Here is a 22,562-nt window from a genome sequence, read left to right as displayed (position 1 = left end):
CTTGAGTATTTCCTCATGTTTTTGCAATGATCGTCGGACCCCGGGGTCGTCGCTCCTGCGATGACTCCTCCTGCCCGTTCGACGCGCCGCCAGGGCGCCCACCTCGGAGGTACTGGTGTTCTCCCGAATCGCGATCGTGAACCGCGGCGAGTCAGCCATGCGGCTCATCCACGCCGCCCGTGACCTCGCCGCAGCGGGTCAGGACCTGACCACGATCGCCCTGTTCACCGACGCCGAGCGGCACGCGATGTTCGTGCGCGAGGCCGACGAGTCCTGGGGGCTCGGGCCCGCCTCCGCACGCCCCTACCTCGACCTGGCCGTGCTCGAGCGCGCCCTGACCGCCACCCGCGCCGACGCGGTCTGGGTCGGCTGGGGCTTCGTCGCCGAGGACCCGACCTTCGTCGACCTGTGCGACCGCCTCGGGATCACCTTCATCGGACCGAGCGCCGACGCGATGCGCCAACTCGGCGACAAGATCGGGTCCAAGCGGATCGCCGAGCAGGTCGGCGTACCGGTGGCGCCGTGGAGCAACGGACCCGTCGACACCCTCGAGGACGCCCTGGCGCAGGCCGAGCGGATCGGCTACCCGATGATGCTCAAGGCCACCGCCGGTGGCGGTGGGCGCGGCATCCGCAAGGTGGGCTCAGCGGCGGAGCTCACGGATGCCTACCAGCGCACGCGCGACGAGGCCGAGCGCGCGTTCGGCAACGGCATCGTCTTCCTCGAGCGGGTCGTCACCGACGCCCGCCACGTCGAGGTCCAGCTGATCGCCGACGGTCACGGCACCGCCTGGGCCCTCGGCGTACGCGACTGCTCGGTGCAGCGCCGCAACCAGAAGGTCATCGAGGAGTCCGCCTCTCCCCTGCTCTCCCCCGACCAGGTGGCGCTGCTGAAGGAGTCCGCCGAGCGGCTCGCCCTTGCCGTCGGCTACGTGGGCGCCGGCACGGTCGAGTTCCTCTACCAGCCCGAGGAGGAGTCGTTCGCCTTCCTCGAGGTCAACACCCGCCTCCAGGTCGAGCACCCGATCACCGAGGTCACCACCTCCGTCGACCTGATCAAGGCGCAGATCCACGTCGCCTCCGGCGGCCGCCTGCAGGACCTCACGGGCACCGACGAGCGCCCGGCCGAGGCCGGTCACGCGGTCGAGGCACGACTCAACGCCGAGGACCCCGACCGGGACTTCGCACCCGCCCCGGGACGCGTCGCGCTCCTCCGCCTCCCCAGTGGCCCGGGCGTCCGCGTCGACACCGGCCTCGGTGAAGGCGACGTGATCCCCGCCGACTTCGACTCGATGATCGCCAAGGTCATCGCCTACGGCCGCGACCGCGACGAGGCCCTCTCCCGGCTGCGCCGCGCGATGGCCGACACGACCGTCGTCATCGAGGGCGGCACGACCAACAAGGGCTTCATCCTCGACCTGCTGGACCAGCCAGAGGTCACCATCGGCGAGCCGGCCTGGGCCGACACCGCCTGGATCGACCGGGCCCGCGCCGAGGGCCGTCTGGTCTCCGACGCACACCGCGAGATCGCGCTCCTCGTGGCCGCCATCGCGGCGTACGACGAGCAGCTCGGCGTCGAGCGCACGCGCCTCCTCGAGACCGCGCACGGTGGCCGGCCCCAGGCCCAGCACACCGTCGGCGAGCCCGTCGAGGTCAAGCTGCGGGGCACGACGTACCTGCTCACGGCGCTGCAGCTGGCCCCCGGCCGCTACCGGATCACGCTCGCGTCCGGCGCCAGCACGGCCACCGCCGACGTCGACATCGAATGGCTCGACGCCTTCCACGCGCACCTCTCGGTCGGGGGCCACCGCCACCGCGTGGTCTCCGCCGTCCACGGGCCCGTGCACCTCGTCGAGGTCGACGGCGTCACCCACCGGATCAGCCGGGACGAGGGCGGCATCGTGCGGTCCCCCGCTCCGGCCCTCGTCGTCGCGACCCCCGCTGCCGTCGGCGACGTCGTCCGGGCCGGCGCACCGCTTCTCGTGCTCGAGAGCATGAAGATGGAGACGGTGATCCCGGCGCCGTTCGAGGCGCGCGTGCGCGACCTCCAGGTCATCACGGGCAGCCAGGTCGAGACCGGCGCCCCGCTCCTGCGGATCGAACCCGTCTCGGGAGACGTCAGCACCACCACGACCGCCACCGACGACGGGCCCGACCTCGTCCTGCCCAGCGCGGCCGCCGCGACCTCTCTCGAGGAGCGGGTCGAGCAGGCCCGGGCGACCCTGACCGCCCTCCTCCTCGGCTACGACGTGCCCCGCGGCAGCCGCAGCACGGCCCTGAAGGAGTACCTCACCGCACGCGACGAGCTGCACGCCGCCGGCGGCGACGTGCTCGGCACCGACTCGGCCCTCGTCGACCTCTTCACCGACGTCGCCGACCTCCACCGCGACCGTCCGGCCGAGGACGAACGCCGCACCGAGCTGCGCGTCCACAGCTCCCGCGAGCACTTCCACACCTACCTCCGCAGCCTGGACGCCGACCGCGGCGGCCTCCCGGAGAACTTCCGGCAGCGCCTGTGCCGCGTCCTCGCCCACTACGGCGTCTCCGGCCTGGACCGCACCGCGACCCTCGAGGACGCCGTCTTCCGGATGTTCCTCGCCCAGCAGGGCGCAGCGGCCGACGCGGACCTCGTGGTCGCCCTGCTCCAGCGCTGGATCGACGAGCCGGCCCCGGCCGGCACCGATGCCGCCGCCATCCGCGACCGGCTCGAACGCCTCAAGGGCGCAAGCCAGCGACGCTTCCCCGTCGTCGGCGACCTGGCCCGCAGCATCCGGTTCCGGTGGTTCGACCAGCCGCTGGTCGACGCCGAGCGCGCGGCCGTCGTGGTCGGCGTACGGGATGAGGTCGCGGCGCTCGCCGCATCGCCGGACGCACCGGACCGGGCCGCGCGGATCCAGGCCCTCGCCGCTATCCCGGAGAAGATCGTCAGCTTCCTCGGCGAACGCATCGCCGCCGGTGTCGGCGGCCCCGAGCCGATGCTCGAGGTGATGACCCACCGCCACTACCGCGAGGACCTCAGCGACGTGGTCGTCGAGCAGCGGGAAGGACGCGCGTTCCTGCGGGCGGCCTACGTGATCGACGGCGAGCCGCGGCACCTGGTCACCACCACCGGCACCTGGGACGAGCTGACTGCTGCCGACTCCGCCCTCGTGCGCGACCTCGGCGCCGCACTGGCAGCGACAGCGGCGCCCGCGGACGTCGTCGCTGACGTGTTCCTGCACTGGCCGACCGCTCCCGCCGCAGCAGACGACATCGTCGGCGCGCTGCGCGACGCCCTGGCCGCATCCGGGGTGATGCCGCTGGCCCGCCGGGTGACGATCGCCGTCAGCCCGGGCCACGAGGGCCGCGTCGACTACTTCACCTTCCGCCCGGAGGGCGGGGCCGTGGTCGAGGACGACCTCGTCCACGGCGTGCACCCGATGGTCGCGCGCCGCCTCGACCTCTGGCGCCTGCGCGACTTCCGGATCACCCGGCTCGACGCTCCCGACGACGTCCTTCTTTACGAGTGCGTCGCCCGGGAGAACGCCGACGACCGGCGCCTCGTCGCACTCGCCCAGGTCCGCCAGCTCGCCGTCGTCCGCGACGCCGACGGCCGGGTGAGCGGCGTACCCCATGCCGAGCGCGCGATCGAGAACTGCCTCGAGGCGGTCCGCCGGGCCCGTACGTCGCGGGGTGCGGCGGGCGTCAAGCTCGACCTCAACCACGTGTGGGTGCACGTCTGGCCGGTCGTCGACGCGGACGTCGACCAGCTGACCGCCCTGCAGCGGAAGATCACCCCGCTGACCGATGCCGCGGGCATCTCCGAGGTGGTCGTCAGCGGCCGCCTCGCCGGCCCCGACGGCTCGGCCCACCCCGCATCGATCCGCTTCTCCCGCGGTGCGGCCGGACGCGCGGAGGCCTCCGTCGAGGCTCCGTCGACCGAGCCGCTCAAGACCCTCGACGAGTACGACGGCAAGGTGCTGCGTGCCCGCCGCCGCGGCCTGGTCTACCCCTACGAGCTCCTGCCCCTGCTGACCGGGCCGAGCGGCTCGTTCGTCGAGCACGACCTCGACGCGACCGGCGCGCTGGTGCCGGTCGACCGCCCGCGCGGCCTCAACACGGCGGGCATCATCGCCGGCCTCGTCTCCACCCCGACGGCCCTGCACCCCGAGGGCGTCCAGCGGGTCATCCTGTGCGGCGACCCGACGAAGGCACTGGGTGCCGTGTCCGAGGCCGAGTGCACCCGGGTCATCGCAGCGATCGACCTCGCCGAGCGGCTCGGCGTACCGCTGGAGTGGTACGCGCTGTCGGCCGGCGCCCGGATCTCGATGGAGTCCGGCACGGAGAACATGGACTGGGTGGCGGCCGGCCTGCGCCGGATCATCGAGTTCACCCAGGCGGGCGGCGAGATCAACGTCGTGGTCGCCGGCATCAACGTCGGCGCCCAGCCCTACTGGAACGCCGAGGCGACGATGCTCATGCATACCCGCGGCATCCTCGTGATGACACCGGACAGTGCGATGGTGCTGACCGGCAAGCAGTCGCTGGACTTCTCCGGCGGCGTCTCCGCGGAGGACAACTTCGGCATCGGCGGCTACGACCGCGTGATGGGCGCCAACGGCCAGGCGCAGTACTGGGCGGCGGACCTGCCGGGGGCCTTCGACGTGCTGATGGCGCACTACGAGCACACCTACGTCGCCCCGGGCGAGGCCGGTCCGCGCATCGCTGCAACGACCGACCCGGTCGACCGCGACGTGCGGCCGTTCCCGCACAGTGACCCGTCGAGCGACTTCACGACCGTGGGACAGATCTTCTCGAAGGAGAGCAACCCCGACCGCAAGAAGCCGTTCGACATCCGCACCGTCATGCGGGCCGTGGCCGATCAGGACCACGCGACCCTCGAGCGTTGGGCCGGCATGGCCGACGCCGACACCGCGGTGGTCTTCGATGCCCACCTCGGTGGCCAGCCGGTCTGTCTGCTGGGCATCGAGTCCAAGCCGGTGCCGCGCCGCGGCTTCCCGCCGGCCGACGGCCCCGACGTCTACACCGGCGGCACGCTCTTCCCGCGCTCGTCGAAGAAGGCCGCGCGGGCGATCAACGCCGCCAGCGGCAACCGCCCGCTCGTCGTGCTGGCCAACTTGTCCGGCTTCGACGGCTCCCCCGACTCGATGCGCAACCTGCAGCTCGAGTACGGCGCCGAGATCGGCCGCGCGATCACGAACTTCGACGGCCCGATCGTCTTCGTCGTGATCTCGCGCTATCACGGTGGCGCGTTCGTGGTCTTCTCCAAGGCGCTCAACCCGCGCATGACCGTCCTCGCTCTCGAGGGCTCGTTCGCCTCGGTCATCGGCGGCGCTCCGGCGGCGGCCGTGGTCTTCTCGGCCGACGTCGACAAGCGCACCGCTGCAGACCCGCAGGTGACCGAGCTCGAGCAGGCCGTCACCGACGCGGCCCCCGCCGAGCGCGGCCGGCTCGCGGTCGAGCTGGGACGGCTGCGCTCGTCAGTGCGCGCCGAGAAGCTCGGCGAGGTCGCGGCCGAGTTCGACGGCGTGCACGACATCCACCGTGCGGTCCGCGTGGGCTCGGTCGACGCGGTGATCTCGGCCGAGCGCCTGCGCCCGGAGATCATCGGTGCCCTGGTCCGCGGCCAGGCGGACTGAGGGCGCGCTCGCCGTACCCGACGCCCTGCCTGGTGTCTGCTGTGTTTATGAGGTCACTGGTGACCTCATAAACACAGCAGACGACTCAGGCCTCCTGCGCCAACGCGGGGCCCGGGCGAGTGGCCACCCGCGCCATCGCGGCGTCGAAGCCGGTGCGACCCTGCCGCCTGTACGCCGCCCGGGCGCGCGGCAGCATCCGGACACGCTCCGGGACGTGCGGCCAGGCTAGCCGCACCGACGCCATGAACGCCGCGTGCCCCGCGGCCTGCGCCGGGTTCCAGCCGAACCCGCACCGCTCCCGCAGCTGCGCCGGCAGGCAGCCGACGGAGACGTCCCGGAACGGGATGCCGCCGACCCGCGAGGCGACCTGCCACAGCGGCTTCGGCACCCACGGCTGCTCCATCCGCCAGGGCGCGTTCACGTAGTCGATGAACGCCTGCGCGGCGGGCGTCACCTCGAGCACGTTCTCGACGTGGTGGTCCCAGTACTCCAGGAAGTCGCCGTACGTCCGCGGGACGACGCGCATCGTCATGCCGTACATCCGCCACCAGTCGACGGTCTCGGCGTAGTAGGCCTCGCGCACGGTGCGCGACATCCGCCGTTCGATGAAGTCGTCCACCCGGAAGGCGACGTCGACGAAGGTCGCGTGCGCCCAGAAGAAGGTCTCCGGATCGAGGGCGTGATAGCGCTCGCCGTCCGGCATCGTGCCCTTGATGTCGCGGTGGAAGTCGCGCACGCGGTGCGCCTGCTCGCCCGCGGTGTCACCGTCGAAGATCATCCCGAGGATCTGCGGCACCGAGCGGACCAGACGCTCGAACGGCTCCTCGTAGAACGCCGAGTGCTCCTCGACGCCCTTGCCGAGCGCGGGGTACATCAGCTGCATCAGGCCGGTCGCGGGCGCGAAGAGGAAGCCCGCGCGGTCTCCGTAGGACTCGTAGAGCAGTGACCCGGGTCCGAACCCCATCTCAGGCTCCTTCCTGCACGGGCGGACGCACGTGCGGCACCGGACAGCCCGGGGCAAACGTGCCCTTCTCGAACGTGCCCATCTCCTCGACGACGTAGCCGTCGGGATAGCTGCGGATCCGGCGCATGTCGGCGACGTGGAACGGACGACGTCGCGCCGGGAGCAGGGCGACGTAGCGCGCCCGCAGCTTCAGCAGCATCCGCGTGAGGCGACGGGCGAGCCTCCCCGGCTCACGCAGCCCGAACGCCGCCAGCAGTTCCGGCTCCATGAGCGCCCGGCTGATCACGCCGATCGCCGGTCGCAGCGGCCGCGGGTAGAAGGTCGTCAGCAGTCCGAGCGTCGAGGCTGCGACGCGGGCTGCGCCCTCGTCGTACGCGAAGTGGGTGGCCTCGTAGTCGTCCATGAGCCGCGCGAACTCGTCGTACGTCGTCGGGATGTCGCGGATGCCCAGGTGGCGGCCGAGCTCGCGGTAGTAGGCGACGACGGCGCGGACCTCCAGGTCCGTGAGATCACGCCACCCGAAGTCGCCGATCCAGCGCCGCGGGACGACGACGAACGTCGACAGCACGTAGCGCATGTCGTCGTTGCTGATGTCGTAGCGGTGGTGCATCTGGTTGATCCGCCGCAGCGCAGCCTTGCCGCGCGGACTGTCGAAGCCATCGATCAGCGGCACCTCGAGCAGGATCGCGGTGTCGTCGTAGCGCTTCTGCGTCGCGGTCTCGAACGCTGCGGTGCGGTCGAGGAGGGCACCGACGCTCGGGACGGCGTACGTCCGGAAGAGCGCGAGGCTCAGCGCCTGCAGGGTGTCCCAGGGGAACTCGTAGAGCGTGAGGTTGCGGGCGACGTCGAGGAAGTCGACGTCCGGGTCGAGGCCGATGCTGCGACTGCGCTTCGCCATGACCCAAGGAAACGCCCGACAACGCCCGTAGTCAACGACTGTGACGCAGGCGATCCTCAGTCAGCCAGCGCGCGTACGGCGATCGCAGCGGCGTCGTCGATCACCGACGCCAGTGCCGACACGTCGCCGCCGCCCCGGATGTGCCGGCTGAGCAGGTGCTCGAAGCCCGCGACGAGGGCGACGCCGACATCGGCCGGGATACCGGTGCGGTCGCCGTCGCCGAAGCGGGAGGCCAGGAGTCGCTCGCCGATCGCATCCATCACGCGGTCGTGCTGGGCGCGCACCTCGTCCGTCGCGCGGACCATCTCGATGTGCAGCGCCCGCGTCGCGCCAGGAGTCGCCTCGAGCAGCTGAAGGTAGTAGCGGAGGAAGCGGCGCACCCGCGCCTCGAAGTCGATCTCCCCCGCAGGGTCGGGCTCGTCCAGCGCCGCCGTCAGCAGGTCGAAGCCCGCGTCGACGGCCGCCATGAAGCAGGCCTCGAGGCCGCCGAAGAGCTCGTAGAAGGTGCGCCGCGAGACTGCAGCCGCCGCAACGACGTCGGCGATCCGGGTCTCGCTCCAGCCGCGCTCGCCAACCACCTGGATCACGGCACGCATGAGGCGCTGGCGCTGGGACGCCGCGACGACCTCGGCATCGATGCCGTGCCGTCCGCGCGGGAGGCGGGCGGGTGAGACGTCGGGCACAGACACGCGGAAACCCTATCCGTTCGCAGCAATTGGTCCTATCTTGGTACTACAGCGTACCCAAAGACTTCACAACCCTCCCTCCCGACCCTTGACGGGCTCCCACCAGAACGGCAGCGTGCACACCATGTCCGACTACTTCGTCACCGGCGCCACTGGCTTCATCGGCCGCTTCCTCGTGCGTGAGCTCCTCGCCAACCGGGAGGGCACCCTCTACGTCCTGTGCCGCGCGGGATCGCTCAAGCGCCTCGACGGCCTGATCGCCGAGTGGACCGCCGGCGGCAACGAGGGACGCGTGGTCCCGGTCGTCGGCGACCTCTCCGCCCCGGGCCTGGGCGTCGACTCGGCCTGGATCGCCGAGCACGCCGGCACGATCGGCCACTTCTTCCACCTCGCCGCGATCTACGACATGACCGCGGACGACGCGACCAACGACGCAATGAACATCGACGGCACCCGCAACGCCCTCGTCCTCGCGGGCGCCCTCGGTGCCGGCACGTTCCACCAGGTCTCCTCGGTCGCGGCCGCCGGCGACTACAAGGGCGTCTTCACCGAGGACATGTTCGACGAGGGGCAGCCGCTGCCGTCGCCGTACCACCGGACGAAGTTCGAGTCCGAGCGGATCGTGCGCGAGGAGTCGCCGGTGCCGTGGCGCGTCTACCGTCCGGCGATCGTGGTCGGCGACTCGCAGACCGGCCAGATGGACAAGATCGACGGCCCCTACTACTTCTTCCCGCTCATCAAGCGCCTGCGCGACACCCTGCCCGGCTGGATCCCGCTGCTCGGCCTCGACCTGCGCGACACCAACGTCGTGCCGGTCGACTACGTCGCCAAGGCGATGGACCACATCGGCCACGCGCCCGGTCAGGACGGTCAGGCGTTCTTCCTGACCAACCCGGACCCGCAGGGCGCGATCGAGATGATCAACCTCTTCTGCCGTGCGGCGCGGGCGCCGAAGTTCGCCACCCCGATCGACCGCCGCTTCTCCGAGGCCGGCCCGATCAAGGCACTCCCGGCCTCGCTGCGCCCGGCGTCCCTCTTTGCGGCCGCGGTCCACTCGAAGCCCGCCACGATGGTCTTCGACCAGACGATCGGTCGCCTCGGCATCCCGTCCGAGGTGCTCGGCCACGTCAACTTCACCGCGGTCTTCGACTCCTCCAAGGCCCAGGCGCTGCTCGAGGGCTCCGGCATCACGGTGCCGCCGCTCGAGTCGTACGCCGAGCTGCTGTGGAACTACTGGGAGGAAAACCTCGACCAGACCACGGCGCACGACAAGAAGGCGCACAAGTCCCTGAAGGGCAAGTACGTCGTCATCACCGGCGCCTCGTCCGGCATCGGTGAGGTCACCGCGAAGAAGGTCGCCCAGGCCGGCGGCATCCCCGTGCTCGTCGCGCGTGGCGTGGAGAAGCTCGAGGCCCTCCAGCGCACCATCGAGATGCGCGGCGGCACGGCGTACGTCTACCCGTGCGACCTCTCGGACTACGAGGCGATCGACGCCCTGACCGCGAAGCTCTCGGCCGAGCTGCCCCGCATCGACTTCGTCGTCAACAACGCCGGCCGCTCCATCCGCCGTTCGGTCAAGCTCTCGCTCGAGCGCTTCCACGACTTCGAGCGCACCATGCAGCTCAACTACTTCGGCGCGATCCGTCTGGTCATGGGCCTGATCCCGAAGATGGCCGAGACCGGCGGCGGCCACGTCGTGAACCTGTCGTCGATCGCGGTCCTCACCAAGATCCCGCGCTTCTCGGCGTACGCCGCGTCGAAGGCCGCGCTCGACTCCTGGTCGAACGTCGTCGGCAGCGAGCTCCACGGCGACGGCATCTCCTTCACGACGATCCGGATGCCGCTCGTGCGCACGCCGATGATCGCGCCGACGAAGATGTACGAGAAGTTCCCGACCATCTCCCCCGCGCAGGCGGGCGACATCGTGATCAAGGCGCTGGTGGAGAAGCCCGAGGCGATCAACACCCTGTCCGGCCAGATGGGTGCGGCGATGCACCTCGCCGCCCCGAAGACCGCGCACAAGGTCCTCAACCTCGCCTACAACGCGTTCCCCGACTCCGCCGCCGCGCGTGCCCACGCCGAGTCGTCCGACACGGCTCACTCCGGCTCCGAGACCAGCTCCCAGAAGGAGATGGTCGCGCGCCTGCTGAAGGGGCTGCGCTGGGGCCGGTGAGCACCGACGAAAGTCGCTGACGGGCGGTACCCGGGTCGGATGCGACCGGGGTACCGCCCGTTGCATGCTGCACACATGACCACGACCACGGACCTCGCGCTCATCGCCCTCGACCCGACCACCGGGAAGCGCCGGCTCGGCACCTACGGGGAGATCGTCCTCGGCGGGGCCGCCCTCAAGGACCTGCTCCTCGCCGGTCGCCTGTCGGTCGCTGGCGAGGGCAAGAAGGCTCTGGTCTCCGTCGCCGACCCGACCCCGACCGGCATTGCTCACCTCGATGCAGCGCTCGCGCGACTGACCTCGCGGACGAAGCCGCTCAAGTCACGCGACGCGGTCACGCGGCTCGGCAGGAAGCTGCCGATCACGACCTACGAGGCGCTGGTGGCCGACGGCCTTGTGGAGGCGCACCCGACCACGGTGCTCGGCCTCTTCCCCTCGCCCCGGTACGTCGCCCTGCCGCAGGCCCGGCGCGACGAACTGGTGGCTGGCGTGCGGGCAGTACTGCTCGGCGAACGCGCACCCGACGAGCGCCTCGGGACGCTCGGAGCACTGCTGGGCGCCGGCCGCCAGGTGAAGCTGGTCGTGCCGAAGGAGCGACGCAAGGAAGCAGAGAAGCGCGCGAAGACGCTCGCGGACGGCGACTGGGCATCCGAGGCGGTCCGCGCCGCGGTCAAGGCCTCCGAGGACGCGATGATGATCGCCGTCCTGGCCGCGACGACGACCGCCGGCGCAGGCGCCGCCAGCTGACCTACCGGACCGCGGGGTGCAGCAGCACCTCGGCCGGCGTCCGGGCGAAGAACAGCACCGTGGCGCCGTACGCCGGGGGCTCGGTGGGCATGCGGAGCCGGGCCGCGCGACGAAAATCAACGGTGACGACGGCACTGTCGACGCTGACCGCGCCGTCGTCACCGGGCGACACGGGCGCGGGACTGCTCGGGGCGACGCCACCGTGCCGCCGCGTAACGAGGAGGTGCGCGAGGCGGAGAGGACCCCGTCGAGTGGTGCCCATGAGCGTCTCCCGTCGCCGTCGTGTCGTGGGACCACTCAACCCCGCGCAGGTTTCGGCGGCGTCACGCCCGGTTGACGACCTGGTGACCCGCGACGGCGTTGCCGTCCAGGATCGCGCGGCGCGGGATCAGCGGTAGCGCTGCCGCCGTGATGACGGCGAGGACCACGAACGCCACCGCGGGCTCGTCGAGCCAGAGACCAGTCACGCCAGTGACGACGAGCGCGCCGGACTGCCCGGCCAGCCAGACGAGCCCGGCGGCGGAACCAGCGACCAGCGGCGCCGCGCGCTCGCTGAGCTCCAGGACGATCGGGAGCGACGGAAGAAGGAGCGCGCCGACGGCCAGCAGGCCGACCACACCGACCGGGAATGACGGGAACACCGCGAGGGCCACGCACGCGAGCACGGCGGCCGCCACGCCCACGACGAGCGTCAGGCGCCGACGGCCGTGCCGGGCAGCCCAGACCGGCAGGACCGCGCACGCCACCACACCGGCGACGACGTTGCCCATCAGCATCAGCCCGGTCTGGTCGGCGGTGACCCCGGCCGGCGAGAGCAGCGGCTCGGCCCAGGTCGTCAGTGCCGTGAACGTCCCGAACGGCACCGGCACGAGCCAGCACATCCGGCGTACGACAGGGCTGCTCCAGGCCGCGCGGAAGTCGGCCAGCGCCCCGGGGCGGGGCAGCTCGACGGGCGCCGGTTCGGCCCGGAAGGCGAGGGCCAGCACTCCGGCAGCCAGCACGGCGACGCCCGCCTCGATCCGGAGCAGCGGCCCCAGGTCGACCGTCGTGGCGAGGACGAAGGCCGCGATCATGCCCGCGAAGGTGCTGGCCGTGGCCAGCGCGATCGCCTTGGCCCGCTCGGCGTCCGGGAGATAGCGCGCTGCGATGGGCGTGATCGCGGTGACCACGAGCGGCTGGGCGATCGCCGTCAGGGTCTGCCCGGCGAAGGCCATGTCGAAGCCGTCGCCGAGGCGGACCAGGCAGCCGATCGCCATGATCACCGCGCCCACCAGCACGGTCGCGCGCAGCCAGCGGTCGAGGGCGATGCCGACGGGGACGGCCAGCAGGACGTACCAGAGCGGGAAGATGTTCGCGAGCCACCCGATCGCCGCAGTGGAGACGCCGTAGTGGTCCGCGGCTGCATCGGTGATCGGCGCGTAGGTCAGCCACACCAGCTGCGTGACGGCGCCGACGAGCGAGAAGGCGGCGACGACGCCCCAGACACGGCGCATGCTGACGAAGACGGACATGGGCCAACCGTGCCGTCTCGGCGCCTCGGCGTGAAGTGCCGGTTTCGGCGCCGATTCACGCTGCCCGGTTGTGGATCCCGCAGCAGAAATGCGATCAGCCCCGGGCGAACCCGGGGCTGATCGACTGGCGGTGCCGGAGGGATTTGAACCCTCGGTGGAGTCACCCCCACAAACGCTTTCGAGGCGTTCTCCTTAGGCCGCTCGGACACGGCACCGTGCGGAACCTTACCGGAGCAGCGCCGTCGGTCGAAAATCGGCTCCCGGTTGTGAAACGAGCGCGGCGCAGACAGGCCGCCGTTCGCTTCACGACTCAGCGGTGCGTGCGGAAGAAGTCGTCCAGCAGGCCGGAGGCCTCGCGCGCCAGCACTCCGGCCACCACTTCCGGCCGGTGGTTGAGGCGGCGGTCGCGGACCACGTCCCAGAGCGAGCCCACTGCGCCGGCCTTGTCGTCGTACGCCGCGAAGACGAGCCGCGACAGCCGCGACAGGACGATCGCGCCGGCGCACATCGTGCACGGCTCGAGCGTGACGAGCAGGGTGCAGCCGGAGAGCCGCCACTCGCCGACGGCCTGGGCGGCCTCACGGATCGCGACGACCTCGGCATGGCCGGTCGGGTCGCCCGTGGCCTCGCGGGTGTTGCGGCCGCGGCCGATCACGTCGCCGGCAGGGTTGAGCACGACCGCGCCGATCGGGACGTCGTCCGTCGCCAGCGCGCTGCGCGCCTCGTCGAGGGCGAGCCGCATCGGGGCGACCCACTGCTGGTGCGGGATCACGCGTTCGTCAGCCCGACGAGGTCGTCGAAGGCGTCGCCGAAGCCGAGGCGTTCGGCGATGTCGGAGAGCATCTCGTCAGGGTAGAGGTCGAAGTCGTCGATGAGCTCGCCCATGTCGTCGGCGTGCATGCCCATGTCGGACAGGATCGCCAGGTCGCCGGCGGGGACGGGCTCGTCGTCCTCCTCCGGGTAGGGCAGGCCCAGGTGCTCGATCGCCTCGCGCGCCAGGTCGAAGATGTCCGCGGCCGTCACGTCGGAGAGCAGCAGCCGCACCTGCGGACCCGCGACGCGGACGACCAGGAAGACGTCCTCGTCGAGCGCCAGCAGGCCGATCGCTCCCCCGTCGCCGGGGAACCGGCGCAGCCCGGTGATCACCGCGTCGAGGCTCGTGAGTACCGGGTCCGCCAGCTCCTGGAGCTGCCAGACCCCCTCCTCGCGGTACGCCGCCAGCGCGATGTCGACGTCATCGGGGCTCGCCATGCGCCCAGCGTGACAGGTTCGTGACCTCGCTCCAACCCCGTTTGTGTTGCCGTCATGCAAAAGTTCCGTTCATGCAGACCGTCGTCGTCGACCACCCCCTTGTCGCCCACAAGCTGACCACCCTCCGCGATGTCTCCACGGACTCGCCGACCTTCCGTCGCCTGGCCGACGAGCTGGTCACCCTGCTGGCCTACGAAGCGACCCGCTCGGTGCGCGTCGAGCCACGCGCGATCTCGACCCCCGTCGCCGACACGGTCGGGACCGCGCTGGCCTCGCCGAAGCCGCTCGTCGTCCCGATCCTGCGAGCCGGTCTGGGCATGCTCGACGGCATGATGCGCCTCCTCCCGACCGCGGAGGTCGGCTTCCTCGGCATGGTGCGCAACGAGGAGACGCTGGAGGCGTCCACCTATGCGGAACGGCTGCCGGCCGACCTCAGCGGCCGCCAGTGCTACGTCCTCGACCCGATGCTCGCGACCGGCGGCACGCTCGCTGCGGCGATCCGGTTCCTCGTCGACCGCGGCGCCGACGACATCACCTGCGTCGTACTGCTGGCCGCCCCGGAGGGCTGCGCCGCGCTCGAGGCCGGCCTGGCCGGCGTGGACGTGCCGGTCACGATCGTCACGGCCGCGATGGACGAGCGACTCAACGAGCAGGGCTACATCGTCCCCGGCCTCGGCGACGCCGGCGACCGCCTGTACGGCGTCGCCCACTGAGGCTCGGTCGACCCACCTGGCTGTAACGCGGTGTCCTCGCCGCGTCCGCGGGGTTGCAGCCCCGCAGTGGCTACGAGGACTCCGCGTTACCTCAGATGGCCGCGACCGGCTGACCCTGCAGCACCCGGAAGCCCGAGCGGCGAACCGGACCGCTACGACACGACGGAGAGCAGCTGCGTGGCGCGGGTGAGCACGACATACAGCGTCGCGCGACCGGTCGACGCCTCGTCCTCGATCTCCTGCGGGCGCGCGACGACGATGCCGTCGAACTCCAGGCCCTTGGTGTCGAGACCGGTGAGTACGACGATCCGGTCACCGCTCGTGTCGCGGCCGGTCGCGGCGTTGGGTGCCTCGGCGGCGACCTCCGGCCACGAGGCGAGCCAGCGCTCGACCTCGGTCCGACGGGCGGCCGGGACGACGATGCCAACCGTGCCTTCGACCTCGGCGGCGAGGCGCACGACCTCGGCGCGTACGCCGGTCTCGAGGTCGTCGACCCGCATCTGGACCGGCTCGACACCGGTCGAGCGGACCGCGGTCGGGAGGTCGGCATCGAGGCCCACGCGTGCGGCGTAGGCCGCGGCGTACGCGTAGATCTCGGAGGAGTTGCGGTAGTTGGTGGAGAGGTGGAACTCGTGGAGGTCCTTGCCGGCGAGCGCCTCGGCCCGCGCGGCGTCCGCCTCGGCACGGATCGGCCACGACGACTGCGCCGGGTCGCCGACGATCGTCCACGACGCGGTGCGGCCGCGGCGGCCGACCATGCGCCACTGCATCGGCGTGAGGTCCTGGCACTCGTCGATGAGGACGTGGGCGAACGGGTCGTCCTCGATGCGGTGCGTCGGCGGCGTCCAGGCGCGGGCCGAGCGGAGATCCCGCTCGCCGACCGTGGACAGCTCCTGGATGTCGGAGCCGACGAAGTCGCCGAACCCGGAGTCCTCGTCGGTCTTGAGCGGCACGTCGCCGATGGCGTAGCGGAGCTCGTCGAGCAGCGGGACGTCCTCGATGCTCAGGTCGTCGGCGACCGACCACGACTTCAGCAGCAGGGCCTGCTCGTCGTGGCTGAGGATCCCGTCGGAGACGCGCGCCAGGAAGTCGGCGTCACGCAGCCACTCCAGCACCGACCGCGCCTCGAGCGGCGGCCACCAGTCGGCAGCGAACTCGAGGAAGTCGTGGTTGTCGAGCATGTCGTCCTGGAACGCCTGCCGCCCGCGCTCCTTGCCGCGCTCCGACTTCACCTGGCGCCACAGGGCGTCGAGCAGGGTGGAGGCGACGCGCGGAATCTGCTTGTTCCTGCGCCCCTGCGACAGCATCTGACGACGGAGCTGGCCGAGGATCCGGTTGTCGAGCAGCAGCACGTTGTCGCGGTAGAAGATCCGGAACTCGCGCGGAGCACCCGGCACCGCCTGGCGCGCGGCCCGACGCAGCACCTCGGCCATGCGGGCGCTGCCCTTGACGTCCGCGAACGCCGGCTCGTCGTGCCGCGACGCCTTCACGCCGTCGACCACTTCACCCAGCGACCGGAGCGCGATCGCGGTCTCGCCGAGGGACGGAAGGACGCGCTCGATGTAGCGCATGAAGACGCCGGACGGGCCGACGATGAGGACGCCGCCGGTCTCGTAGCGCCGGCGGTCGTTGTAGAGGAGGTACGCCGCGCGGTGCAGCGCGACGACCGTCTTGCCGACGCCGGGGCCGCCGGAGATCGACGTGACGCCCTTGCCGGGAGCACGGATCGCCTTGTCCTGCTCGGCCTGGATCGTGGCGACGATGGAGTGCATGCGGCGGTCGCGGGCACGGGACAGCTGCGCCATCAGCGCACCCTCGCCGACGATCGGCAGCTCCTGCGCGCGCGGGTCCTCGGCGTTGATCAGCTCGTCCTCGACACCGAGGACGGTGGTCGCCTTGGAGCGCAGCACCCGTCGACGTACGACGCCGTGGGGGTCGGCCGCGGTGGCCTGGTAGAAGACCGCGGCGGCCGGGGCGCGCCAGTCGATGAGGAGCGAGTCGCGGTTCTCGTCGCGCAGGCCGATGCGGCCGACGTACCGCGGCTCGGGGTCGATCTCCGTCGACAGGTCGAGGCGGCCGAAGACGAGGCCCTCGGCGGCGGCGTCGAGCTGCGCGATCCGCTTCGCGGCCTGGTAGAGCATCGCGTCGCGCTCGACGAGGCCACCCTCGTGACCAAGCTGGCCGCGACCGCGGCCCTCCTTCGCGAGCTCGGCGGCCTGCTCCTGCGAGGCGGTCAGCTGTGCGTGGACCCGGTCGACGAAGGCCTGCTCCGCCGCGACCTCGCGGACGGCAATCTCTTCGGCGCTGGTGTCAGTCGACACGTGATCCCCTGCTCTGGCTCGAAAACGGAAGCATCCAAGCCTACGGGATCCAGCGCCCCCGCCGGACGCCGCCCACCGCGAATGTCAGTCGACCTGTTCGTAGAGCGCCGCCTCCATCGTCGCGGGGTGCTGGCTGCGGACACCGACGGTGTGCTGCCCGGCCCCGAACGGGCCCGCCGGGGTGAGGAATCCGCCACCGACGCCACCGCTGAAGCCGACCACCGTCGAGCCGTCCACCCGCAGCTGGACCCGGCCGGCGCCAGGCGAGACGCTGACCAGCACCAGCTTCGGGCGCCCGTGCCCGTCGACCTGCAGGGCGGTCGCATCCCCCGCGGGCACCTCCGGAAGGACCTTCACGAAGCGCCACGCGTGGCCGGCCTCCTCCCGGAGCTCGGTCAGGCTCCAGCCGTTGAGGACCGCGACACCGGGCTCCGTCTCGTACGCCGCCGCTCCGATCCGCACGCCCTCGATCGGTCCCCGGACCGGCTGGTCGGATCCCTGCCGGCTGAGCCACGCGTGCATCGTGACCCTGGCACCCGCGACGACATTGCTGCCGTCCGGCCGCGTGAGCCCCTCGCTGAAGCCGTGCCGACTTCCCGGTCCGTGCACGGAGGGCGCGTCGTGACAACCGATCCCCATGCCGGGCCCGGCGACGTCGACGTGCAGCTCGTAGCCCTTCGGCGCCATGCAGAACGAGGTCATCTCGAGCTGACCCTCGGGGTAGGCGAAGCTCATCCTCAGGTCCGTCTGTCCGGCGGCGCCCCAGCCGGACGCCACCGCGCGGTAGCCGGGCATCCGGTCGCGGAACACGACCGGCGTTCCGTCGATGTCCGCACGGGCACCCGCTGCGGGCTCGGCGAAGGTGTAGACCGCGAGCGCGACGCGTCCCTTGCCCACGGCCTGGATCGTCTGGTCGTCGACATGGTCGACGGGGAGGAAGTCGCGGAAGTCCTCCACCGAGGAGTACGTGAAGTCCAAGTCGACCGTCTTCAGGATGTGCACCGGGCCGTCGCCTGTCGCTGCCCAGCTGACCAGCACCGGGCCATCGACGTCATCGGCCCAGCGGACCTCGTCCTCACCCGTAACCAGTTCCTTGAACCGGTAGGTCGCGCCTTCGGAGGTCATGGTGGCCGGCGCGGTGAGGTCACCGAACGTCCGGCTGGCCGGAGCGGCCCCATGGCGACCGGGCAGGTGGGTCGCCACACCACCGGCGACAGCGATCACGGCGGCAGCGGCTCCGGCCAGTGCCGCGCGCCGCCGACGGCGTACCACCCGGACACGGGCCTTCACCGAGCCGAGACGGGCAAGCGCGGCCGTGTCGTCGAAGCGGGCGTGGGCCTCGAGGGCCTCGCGGATCTCCTGGGCGCTCATCGGGCAGCCCCTTCCTGGAGGGCCAGTGCGGGGTCGAGCCGCAGCCTGGCGAAGGCCTTGCTGGTCTGGGACTTCACGGTGCCGACGGAGCAGCCGAGGACGGCGGCAGTCTGGGCTTCGGTGAGGTCTTCGAAGTAGCGGAGAACGACGACCGCGCGCTGCCGGGGCGCCAGCCGGGCCATCGCTGCCCAGAGGTCGGTGTCCGGCTCGTCGGCGGACGCGACGGCGCGCTCCGGCAGCACGTCGGTCGGGTGCTCGCCGTGCCACTTGCGCCGCCACCAGGTGGCATAGGTGTTGACGATGATCTTGCGGACGTAGGGCTCGGGGTTGCCCGCGATCCGGCCCCATGCGAACCACGCCTTGGTGAGCGCGGTCTGCAGCAGGTCTTCGGCCAGGGCGTGGTCCCGCGTCAGGAGGTACGCCGTCCGGAGCAGCGCGCCGGAGCGGAGGGCGACGAACTCGTCGAAGCCGATCGTCTCCGTCACCCGTCCCCCCGCGTCGAACCCAGTCGTGGTGGTCATGCCCGCTACTACGACGCGGGCACCACCGATGGTTGCCTACGTTCCGCGGGCGAGACTCACTTTCCTCGCGACAGGAACGCCATCATCGCCTCGCGCGCCTCGTCGGTGCCGAACAGACGGGCGGAGAGCAGGGCGAGCCCCTCGCCGCGCGCCTCGATGCCGGCGAGGACCTCGCGGTTGAGCAGCTTCTTGGTCTCGCGCAGACCCTGCGGGTGGCCGGTCGCGAAGCTCGCACACACCTCGGCGACACGGTCCGCGACGCGATCGGCCGGGACAGCCTCCGTGACCAGTCCGTACGCCGCCGCCTCGGCCGCCGTGAACTTCTCACCGCCGAGGCAGGTCAGCGCAGCTCCCCGCGAGGACATCTTGGGCAGGATGGTCAGCGAGATGATCGCCGGCGTCACGCCGAGCTTCACCTCGGTGAGCGCGAAGTGGGCGTCCTCGGAGGCGATGCAGACATCCGCGGCCGCCACGATGCCGGTGCCACCGGCCCGGACCGGGCCGTCGAGCTGGACGACGACCGGCTTCTCCGATGCCACGATCCGGCGCTGGAGCTCGACGATGGCGCGCGTGCCCTCCTCCATCGGCGTGGTCGCGGCCTCGGAGAGGTCGGCGCCGGAGCAGAAGACCCGGTCGGCCGAACGCAGCAGGATCACCCGGACCGCGTCATCGGCCTCGGCGCTGGTCAGTCCCTCGAAGAGCTCCGTCACCAGCTTGCGCGAGAGCGCGTTGCGGTTGTGGGGCGAGTCGAGGGTCAGGGTCGCGACGGCACCGTCGACGGCGTACTGGACGAAGGGCGTCTCGGTCATGGCGCCACTCTGCCGGGTACATGGCGTTCCCGGAAGGGGACGCGCAGGCGGGAGCCCGAACCTCACGCCGCCTTGAGCATCATCAGGTTGTTCTTGCCGGCGTGCTCGAGCTCGCCGACCTGCTGGTAGCCGCGCAGGCGGTGGAACTCCAGCGACGGTTCGTTGGTGTCGTACACCTCGAGGGCGACCGGTACGTCGGCCTCGACCGCGTCGTACAGCCGACTGGCCACGCCCTTGCGGCGGTGTTCGCGCGAGACGACGATCCGGTCGAGGTAGACGTAGTCGTCGAGCCGGTCCTCGAACCAGTCGTAGCGGCTGGAGTCGTAGACGGCACCGGGCGGCAGGGTGATGACGAAGCCGGCGATGTCGCCGTCGTCCTCGAGCACGAGGGCCTGGTCGGCCTGCTTCACGAGGAGCGCCAGCCCCTCGTGATCGAGTCGGCCGACCCCCTCGAGGGCGTCCTGGTTGAGCTCGACGATGGTGTCGAAGTCGTGGTGCTGGATGGGACGGAGGGTGGCGCTGTCGGTGTGGCTCATTGCCCTCGACGCTAGGCAGATCGCGCCGCCGATAGCCACCTGACCAGGCCGTGCGTGGCCGGTCTCACGCGACATACCCGGACGCCCCCGGGCGTACGCGACACCGCGCGACCAGCCCGTCCGACCCATCCGGGGCGCCCGCGGCGACGAATGCCGTCCATGGACCCCTCATCCCGGATGTCGTACGCCGCCGCCGGACTGCTCTCGACCGCAGCCGGAGTCGCAGCGGGCCACCTCGCCGCGGCGCTGACCGACCCGGCCGCCTCGCCTGTGCTGGCCGTCGGCTCGACGGTGATCGACCTGACCCCGACCCCGCTGAAGGAGTGGGCGGTCCGCGAGCTCGGGAACGCCGACAAGCCGGTGCTGCTGGCTTCCGTCGCGGTCGGCACGCTGGTGCTGGCCGGACTCGCCGGCGTCGTTGCGCGACGCTCGGCCCGGCTGGGTGCCGTGGTCCTGCTCGCGCTGGTGGCGTTGGCGGGGGCGCTCGCGCTGCACCGCCCGGCTGCACGCCCGGTTGACGTCGTCCCCGCGCTGGTCTCGGCGGCGATCGGTCTCGGCGTCTTCGCGGCCTCGGTCCGCTCGCTGCGTACCGCGAGCGCGACCGCGACGTTCGCGACCGCCCTGCCCGGCTCCCCGGAAGCCGTCCTGGCTGCGCGGGCCAGCCGCCGCGGCCTGCTTCTCGGCGCGGGCGCTGTCGCAGCGTTCAGCGGCCTCGCTGCGGCGACCGGCCAGTGGGTGATCCGGACGGGCACGCAGATCGCCGACATCGTGCTGCCGCGCGCCGCGAAGCCGCTGCCGCCGCTCCCGGCCGGGCTCGAGAAGGCCCACGCGGGCATCTCCGCGCTCCGCACCCCGACCGACCGCTTCTACCGCGTCGACACCAACCTCGTCGTGCCGCGAGTCAACCTCGACAGCTGGCGCCTGCGGATCGACGGCGACGTCCGTCAGGAGCTGACCCTGACCTACGACGACCTGCTCGCGATGCCGCTCGTCGAGCGCGACATCACTCTCACCTGCGTCTCCAACGAGGTCGGCGGCAAGTACGTCGGAGCCGCGCGCTGGTTGGGCGTCCCGCTCATGGACCTGCTCGACCAGGCCGGCATCGGCACGAAGGCCGACCAGCTGCTGAGCACCGCTGTTGACGGCTTCACGATCAGCACGCCACTCGACGTGGTGCGTGATGGCCGCGACGTCCTCGTCGCCATCGGCATGAACGGCGAGCCGCTGCCCGCCGACCACGGTTTCCCGGCCCGGCTCGTCACCCCGGGCGTCTACGGCTTCGTCGGCGCGACCAAGTGGCTCGAGCGGCTCACCCTCACGACGTACGCCGCCAAGCAGGCCTACTGGACCAAGCGGAAATGGGCGACCGACGCACCGATCAAGGTGTCGGCGCGGATCGACACCCCGAAGCCCTTCTCCACCGTCGACGCAGGCCAGACCGTCATCGGCGGCGTGGCCTGGGCGCAGCACCGCGGCATCGCCCGCGTGGAGGTGCGCATCGACGGCGGCGCCTGGCAGACCGCCCGGCTCGGCCCGGACGCCGGCCTCGACTACTGGCGCCAGTGGTACCTGCCCTGGGACGCGCCGAAGGGACGCCACCTGGTCGCGGTCCGTGCAGTGACGAAGGACGGCGATGTGCAGACCGCCGTCCGGCGTACGCCGTTCCCCGACGGCTCCAGCGGCATCCAGGAGGTCGTCGTCAACGTGTCGTGACCCAGGCCACAAAAGACGTCCAATCCGTTGAGGCCCCCGCCCCGAATCACCATCACCGATCCACCCGCTAGAGACCCGAACCGAAAGGCACCACCATGAACCTCCGTCGCACCGGCTCCGCCGCCCTCCTGCTCGGCACCCTTTCCCTCTCGCTGATGGCCTGTGGGTCCGACAACTCCGGTTCGTCGGCCGCCCCGGAGAAGTCCGACAGCTCCTCCTCGGCCGCGATGAACGCCGGCGCCGACACCTTCGGCCCGGGCTGCAAGCTGATCCCCAAGGACGGTGCCGGCTCGTTCAACGGCATGGCCACCGCCCCGGTCGCGACTGCCGCGAGCGCCAACCCGCTGCTGAAGACGCTCGTCGCCGCTGTCGGTGCGGCGGACCTCGGTGACACCCTGAACAGCGCGGACGGCATCACCGTCTTCGCCCCGACCGACGACGCCTTCGCCAAGATCCCGAAGAAGACCCTCGACGGTGTCCTCGCCGACAAGGCCACGCTGACCAAGATCCTCACGCACCACGTGGTCGCCGGCCAGCTCTCCCCCGACGAGCTCGCGGGCACGCACAAGACCCTCGAGGGCGACTCGATCACCGTCAAGGGCTCCGGCGAGGAGTTCACCGTCGGCAAGGAGAACGCCGCCGTCCTCTGCGGCAACATCCCGACCGCCAACGCGACGGTGTACGTCATCGACACCGTTCTGATGCCCTGA

The 22,562-nt window shown here is 71.5% G+C and carries 18 protein-coding genes and 1 tRNA gene; 6 read left to right on the top strand and 13 right to left on the bottom strand.

Annotation, left to right across the window (positions count from 1 at the left end; all coding sequences use genetic code 11):
* Positions 1 to 115: 115 nt before the first annotated feature.
* Complete coding sequence (locus EPD65_RS06700) at positions 116 to 5,638, top strand: ATP-binding protein (protein WP_131582453.1); 5,523 nt, start codon at positions 116 to 118, stop codon at positions 5,636 to 5,638.
* A gap of 85 nt (positions 5,639 to 5,723) precedes the next feature.
* Here EPD65_RS06700 and EPD65_RS06695 read toward each other — a convergent pair whose 3' ends face one another.
* The 3 genes from EPD65_RS06695 to EPD65_RS06685 are packed head-to-tail and all read right to left on the bottom strand — an operon-like array spanning position 5,724 to position 8,189.
* Complete coding sequence (locus tag EPD65_RS06695; protein ID WP_131582451.1) at positions 5,724 to 6,602, bottom strand: oxygenase MpaB family protein; 879 nt, start codon at positions 6,600 to 6,602, stop codon at positions 5,724 to 5,726.
* A gap of 1 nt (position 6,603) precedes the next feature.
* On the bottom strand, positions 6,604 to 7,500 hold the full coding sequence (locus tag EPD65_RS06690) for an oxygenase MpaB family protein (protein WP_131582449.1): 897 nt from the start codon (positions 7,498 to 7,500) through the stop codon (positions 6,604 to 6,606).
* A gap of 56 nt (positions 7,501 to 7,556) precedes the next feature.
* Positions 7,557 to 8,189, bottom strand: coding sequence for a TetR/AcrR family transcriptional regulator (locus EPD65_RS06685; RefSeq protein ID WP_131582447.1), 633 nt, complete (start codon positions 8,187 to 8,189; stop codon positions 7,557 to 7,559).
* Between the two features lie 121 nt (positions 8,190 to 8,310).
* Between EPD65_RS06685 and EPD65_RS06680 the strand changes: the two genes are divergently transcribed.
* Both EPD65_RS06680 and EPD65_RS06675 read left to right on the top strand, forming a co-directional pair.
* Entirely contained in the window at positions 8,311 to 10,359 is a 2,049-nt protein-coding gene (locus EPD65_RS06680) for an SDR family oxidoreductase (protein ID WP_131582445.1), read from the top strand.
* 75 nt (positions 10,360 to 10,434) lie between these two features.
* Positions 10,435 to 11,106: a GOLPH3/VPS74 family protein gene (locus tag EPD65_RS06675; protein ID WP_165872914.1), complete on the top strand. Its 672-nt coding sequence runs from the start codon at positions 10,435 to 10,437 to the stop codon at positions 11,104 to 11,106.
* A 1-nt stretch (position 11,107) separates the two neighbouring features.
* Here the strand turns inward: EPD65_RS06675 and EPD65_RS16430 are convergent, their stop codons facing one another.
* The 5 genes from EPD65_RS16430 to EPD65_RS06655 form a co-directional block, all read right to left on the bottom strand.
* Positions 11,108 to 11,278: a hypothetical protein gene (locus tag EPD65_RS16430; RefSeq protein WP_207891434.1), complete on the bottom strand. Its 171-nt coding sequence runs from the start codon at positions 11,276 to 11,278 to the stop codon at positions 11,108 to 11,110.
* Between the two features lie 151 nt (positions 11,279 to 11,429).
* Positions 11,430 to 12,617, bottom strand: coding sequence for an MFS transporter (locus EPD65_RS06670; protein ID WP_243640486.1), 1,188 nt, complete (start codon positions 12,615 to 12,617; stop codon positions 11,430 to 11,432).
* 125 nt (positions 12,618 to 12,742) lie between these two features.
* Positions 12,743 to 12,832: transfer RNA gene (locus EPD65_RS06665), tRNA-Ser, on the bottom strand.
* Between the two features lie 95 nt (positions 12,833 to 12,927).
* Positions 12,928 to 13,359: a nucleoside deaminase gene (locus EPD65_RS06660; protein WP_131582573.1), complete on the bottom strand. Its 432-nt coding sequence runs from the start codon at positions 13,357 to 13,359 to the stop codon at positions 12,928 to 12,930.
* Positions 13,360 to 13,385: 26 nt separating this feature from the next.
* A complete protein-coding gene (locus EPD65_RS06655; RefSeq protein WP_131582441.1) occupies positions 13,386 to 13,868 on the bottom strand; it encodes a tRNA adenosine deaminase-associated protein in 483 nt (160 codons plus the stop codon).
* A gap of 71 nt (positions 13,869 to 13,939) precedes the next feature.
* Here EPD65_RS06655 and upp point away from each other — a divergent pair, with 71 nt between their 5' ends.
* On the top strand, positions 13,940 to 14,581 hold the full coding sequence (gene upp / locus EPD65_RS06650; RefSeq protein WP_131582439.1) for a uracil phosphoribosyltransferase: 642 nt from the start codon (positions 13,940 to 13,942) through the stop codon (positions 14,579 to 14,581).
* 152 nt (positions 14,582 to 14,733) lie between these two features.
* Here upp and EPD65_RS06645 read toward each other — a convergent pair whose 3' ends face one another.
* The 5 genes from EPD65_RS06645 to EPD65_RS06625 all read right to left on the bottom strand — a co-directional run bounded on the left by EPD65_RS06645 (position 14,734) and on the right by EPD65_RS06625 (position 20,139).
* On the bottom strand, positions 14,734 to 16,902 hold the full coding sequence (locus EPD65_RS06645) for a HelD family protein (protein WP_131582437.1): 2,169 nt from the start codon (positions 16,900 to 16,902) through the stop codon (positions 14,734 to 14,736).
* Positions 16,903 to 16,986: 84 nt separating this feature from the next.
* Positions 16,987 to 18,273 carry a hypothetical protein gene (locus EPD65_RS06640; RefSeq protein ID WP_131582435.1) on the bottom strand — a complete coding sequence of 429 codons (1,287 nt, stop codon included), beginning with the start codon at positions 18,271 to 18,273 and terminating at the stop codon, positions 16,987 to 16,989.
* On the bottom strand, positions 18,270 to 18,794 hold the full coding sequence (locus EPD65_RS06635; protein ID WP_131582434.1) for a SigE family RNA polymerase sigma factor: 525 nt from the start codon (positions 18,792 to 18,794) through the stop codon (positions 18,270 to 18,272). The genes EPD65_RS06640 and EPD65_RS06635 overlap by 4 nt, the downstream gene beginning before the upstream one ends.
* A gap of 56 nt (positions 18,795 to 18,850) precedes the next feature.
* Positions 18,851 to 19,603 (bottom strand): enoyl-CoA hydratase family protein, encoded by a 753-nt coding sequence (locus EPD65_RS06630; RefSeq protein ID WP_131582432.1) that lies wholly within the window; start codon positions 19,601 to 19,603, stop codon positions 18,851 to 18,853.
* A gap of 62 nt (positions 19,604 to 19,665) precedes the next feature.
* Positions 19,666 to 20,139 carry a GNAT family N-acetyltransferase gene (locus EPD65_RS06625; RefSeq protein WP_165872913.1) on the bottom strand — a complete coding sequence of 158 codons (474 nt, stop codon included), beginning with the start codon at positions 20,137 to 20,139 and terminating at the stop codon, positions 19,666 to 19,668.
* 159 nt (positions 20,140 to 20,298) lie between these two features.
* On the opposite strand from EPD65_RS06625, the gene EPD65_RS06620 reads away from it, so the two are divergent.
* Together EPD65_RS06620 and EPD65_RS06615 are read left to right on the top strand one after the other, a co-directional pair.
* Entirely contained in the window at positions 20,299 to 21,852 is a 1,554-nt protein-coding gene (locus EPD65_RS06620) for a molybdopterin-dependent oxidoreductase (protein ID WP_243640485.1), read from the top strand.
* 95 nt (positions 21,853 to 21,947) lie between these two features.
* Positions 21,948 to 22,562, top strand: coding sequence for a fasciclin domain-containing protein (locus EPD65_RS06615; protein ID WP_131582426.1), 615 nt, complete (start codon positions 21,948 to 21,950; stop codon positions 22,560 to 22,562).

Origin of the sequence: Nocardioides jejuensis, assembly GCF_004337475.1 — a bacterium.
Lineage (GTDB): Bacteria > Actinomycetota > Actinomycetes > Propionibacteriales > Nocardioidaceae > Nocardioides > Nocardioides jejuensis.
This window is presented reverse-complemented; position numbering and strand designations above follow the sequence as displayed.

Bases quoted from the DNA above. Each gene is read 5' to 3' on its own strand.
- upp (WP_131582439.1), top strand. From the start codon at position 13,940: ATGCAGACCGTCGTCGTCGACCACCCCCTTGTCGCCCACAAGCTGACC.
- EPD65_RS06675 (WP_165872914.1), top strand. From the start codon at position 10,435: ATGACCACGACCACGGACCTCGCGCTCATCGCCCTCGACCCGACCACC.
- EPD65_RS06620 (WP_243640485.1), top strand. From the start codon at position 20,299: ATGGACCCCTCATCCCGGATGTCGTACGCCGCCGCCGGACTGCTCTCG.
- EPD65_RS06690 (WP_131582449.1), bottom strand. From the start codon at position 7,500: ATGGCGAAGCGCAGTCGCAGCATCGGCCTCGACCCGGACGTCGACTTC.
- EPD65_RS06695 (WP_131582451.1), bottom strand. From the start codon at position 6,602: ATGGGGTTCGGACCCGGGTCACTGCTCTACGAGTCCTACGGAGACCGC.
- EPD65_RS06680 (WP_131582445.1), top strand. From the start codon at position 8,311: ATGTCCGACTACTTCGTCACCGGCGCCACTGGCTTCATCGGCCGCTTC.
- EPD65_RS06670 (WP_243640486.1), bottom strand. From the start codon at position 12,617: ATGTCCGTCTTCGTCAGCATGCGCCGTGTCTGGGGCGTCGTCGCCGCC.
- EPD65_RS06655 (WP_131582441.1), bottom strand. From the start codon at position 13,868: ATGGCGAGCCCCGATGACGTCGACATCGCGCTGGCGGCGTACCGCGAG.
- EPD65_RS06630 (WP_131582432.1), bottom strand. From the start codon at position 19,603: ATGACCGAGACGCCCTTCGTCCAGTACGCCGTCGACGGTGCCGTCGCG.
- EPD65_RS06615 (WP_131582426.1), top strand. From the start codon at position 21,948: ATGAACCTCCGTCGCACCGGCTCCGCCGCCCTCCTGCTCGGCACCCTT.
- EPD65_RS06635 (WP_131582434.1), bottom strand. From the start codon at position 18,794: ATGACCACCACGACTGGGTTCGACGCGGGGGGACGGGTGACGGAGACG.
- EPD65_RS06660 (WP_131582573.1), bottom strand. From the start codon at position 13,359: ATGCGGCTCGCCCTCGACGAGGCGCGCAGCGCGCTGGCGACGGACGAC.
- EPD65_RS06625 (WP_165872913.1), bottom strand. From the start codon at position 20,139: ATGAGCCACACCGACAGCGCCACCCTCCGTCCCATCCAGCACCACGAC.
- EPD65_RS06640 (WP_131582435.1), bottom strand. From the start codon at position 18,273: ATGAGCGCCCAGGAGATCCGCGAGGCCCTCGAGGCCCACGCCCGCTTC.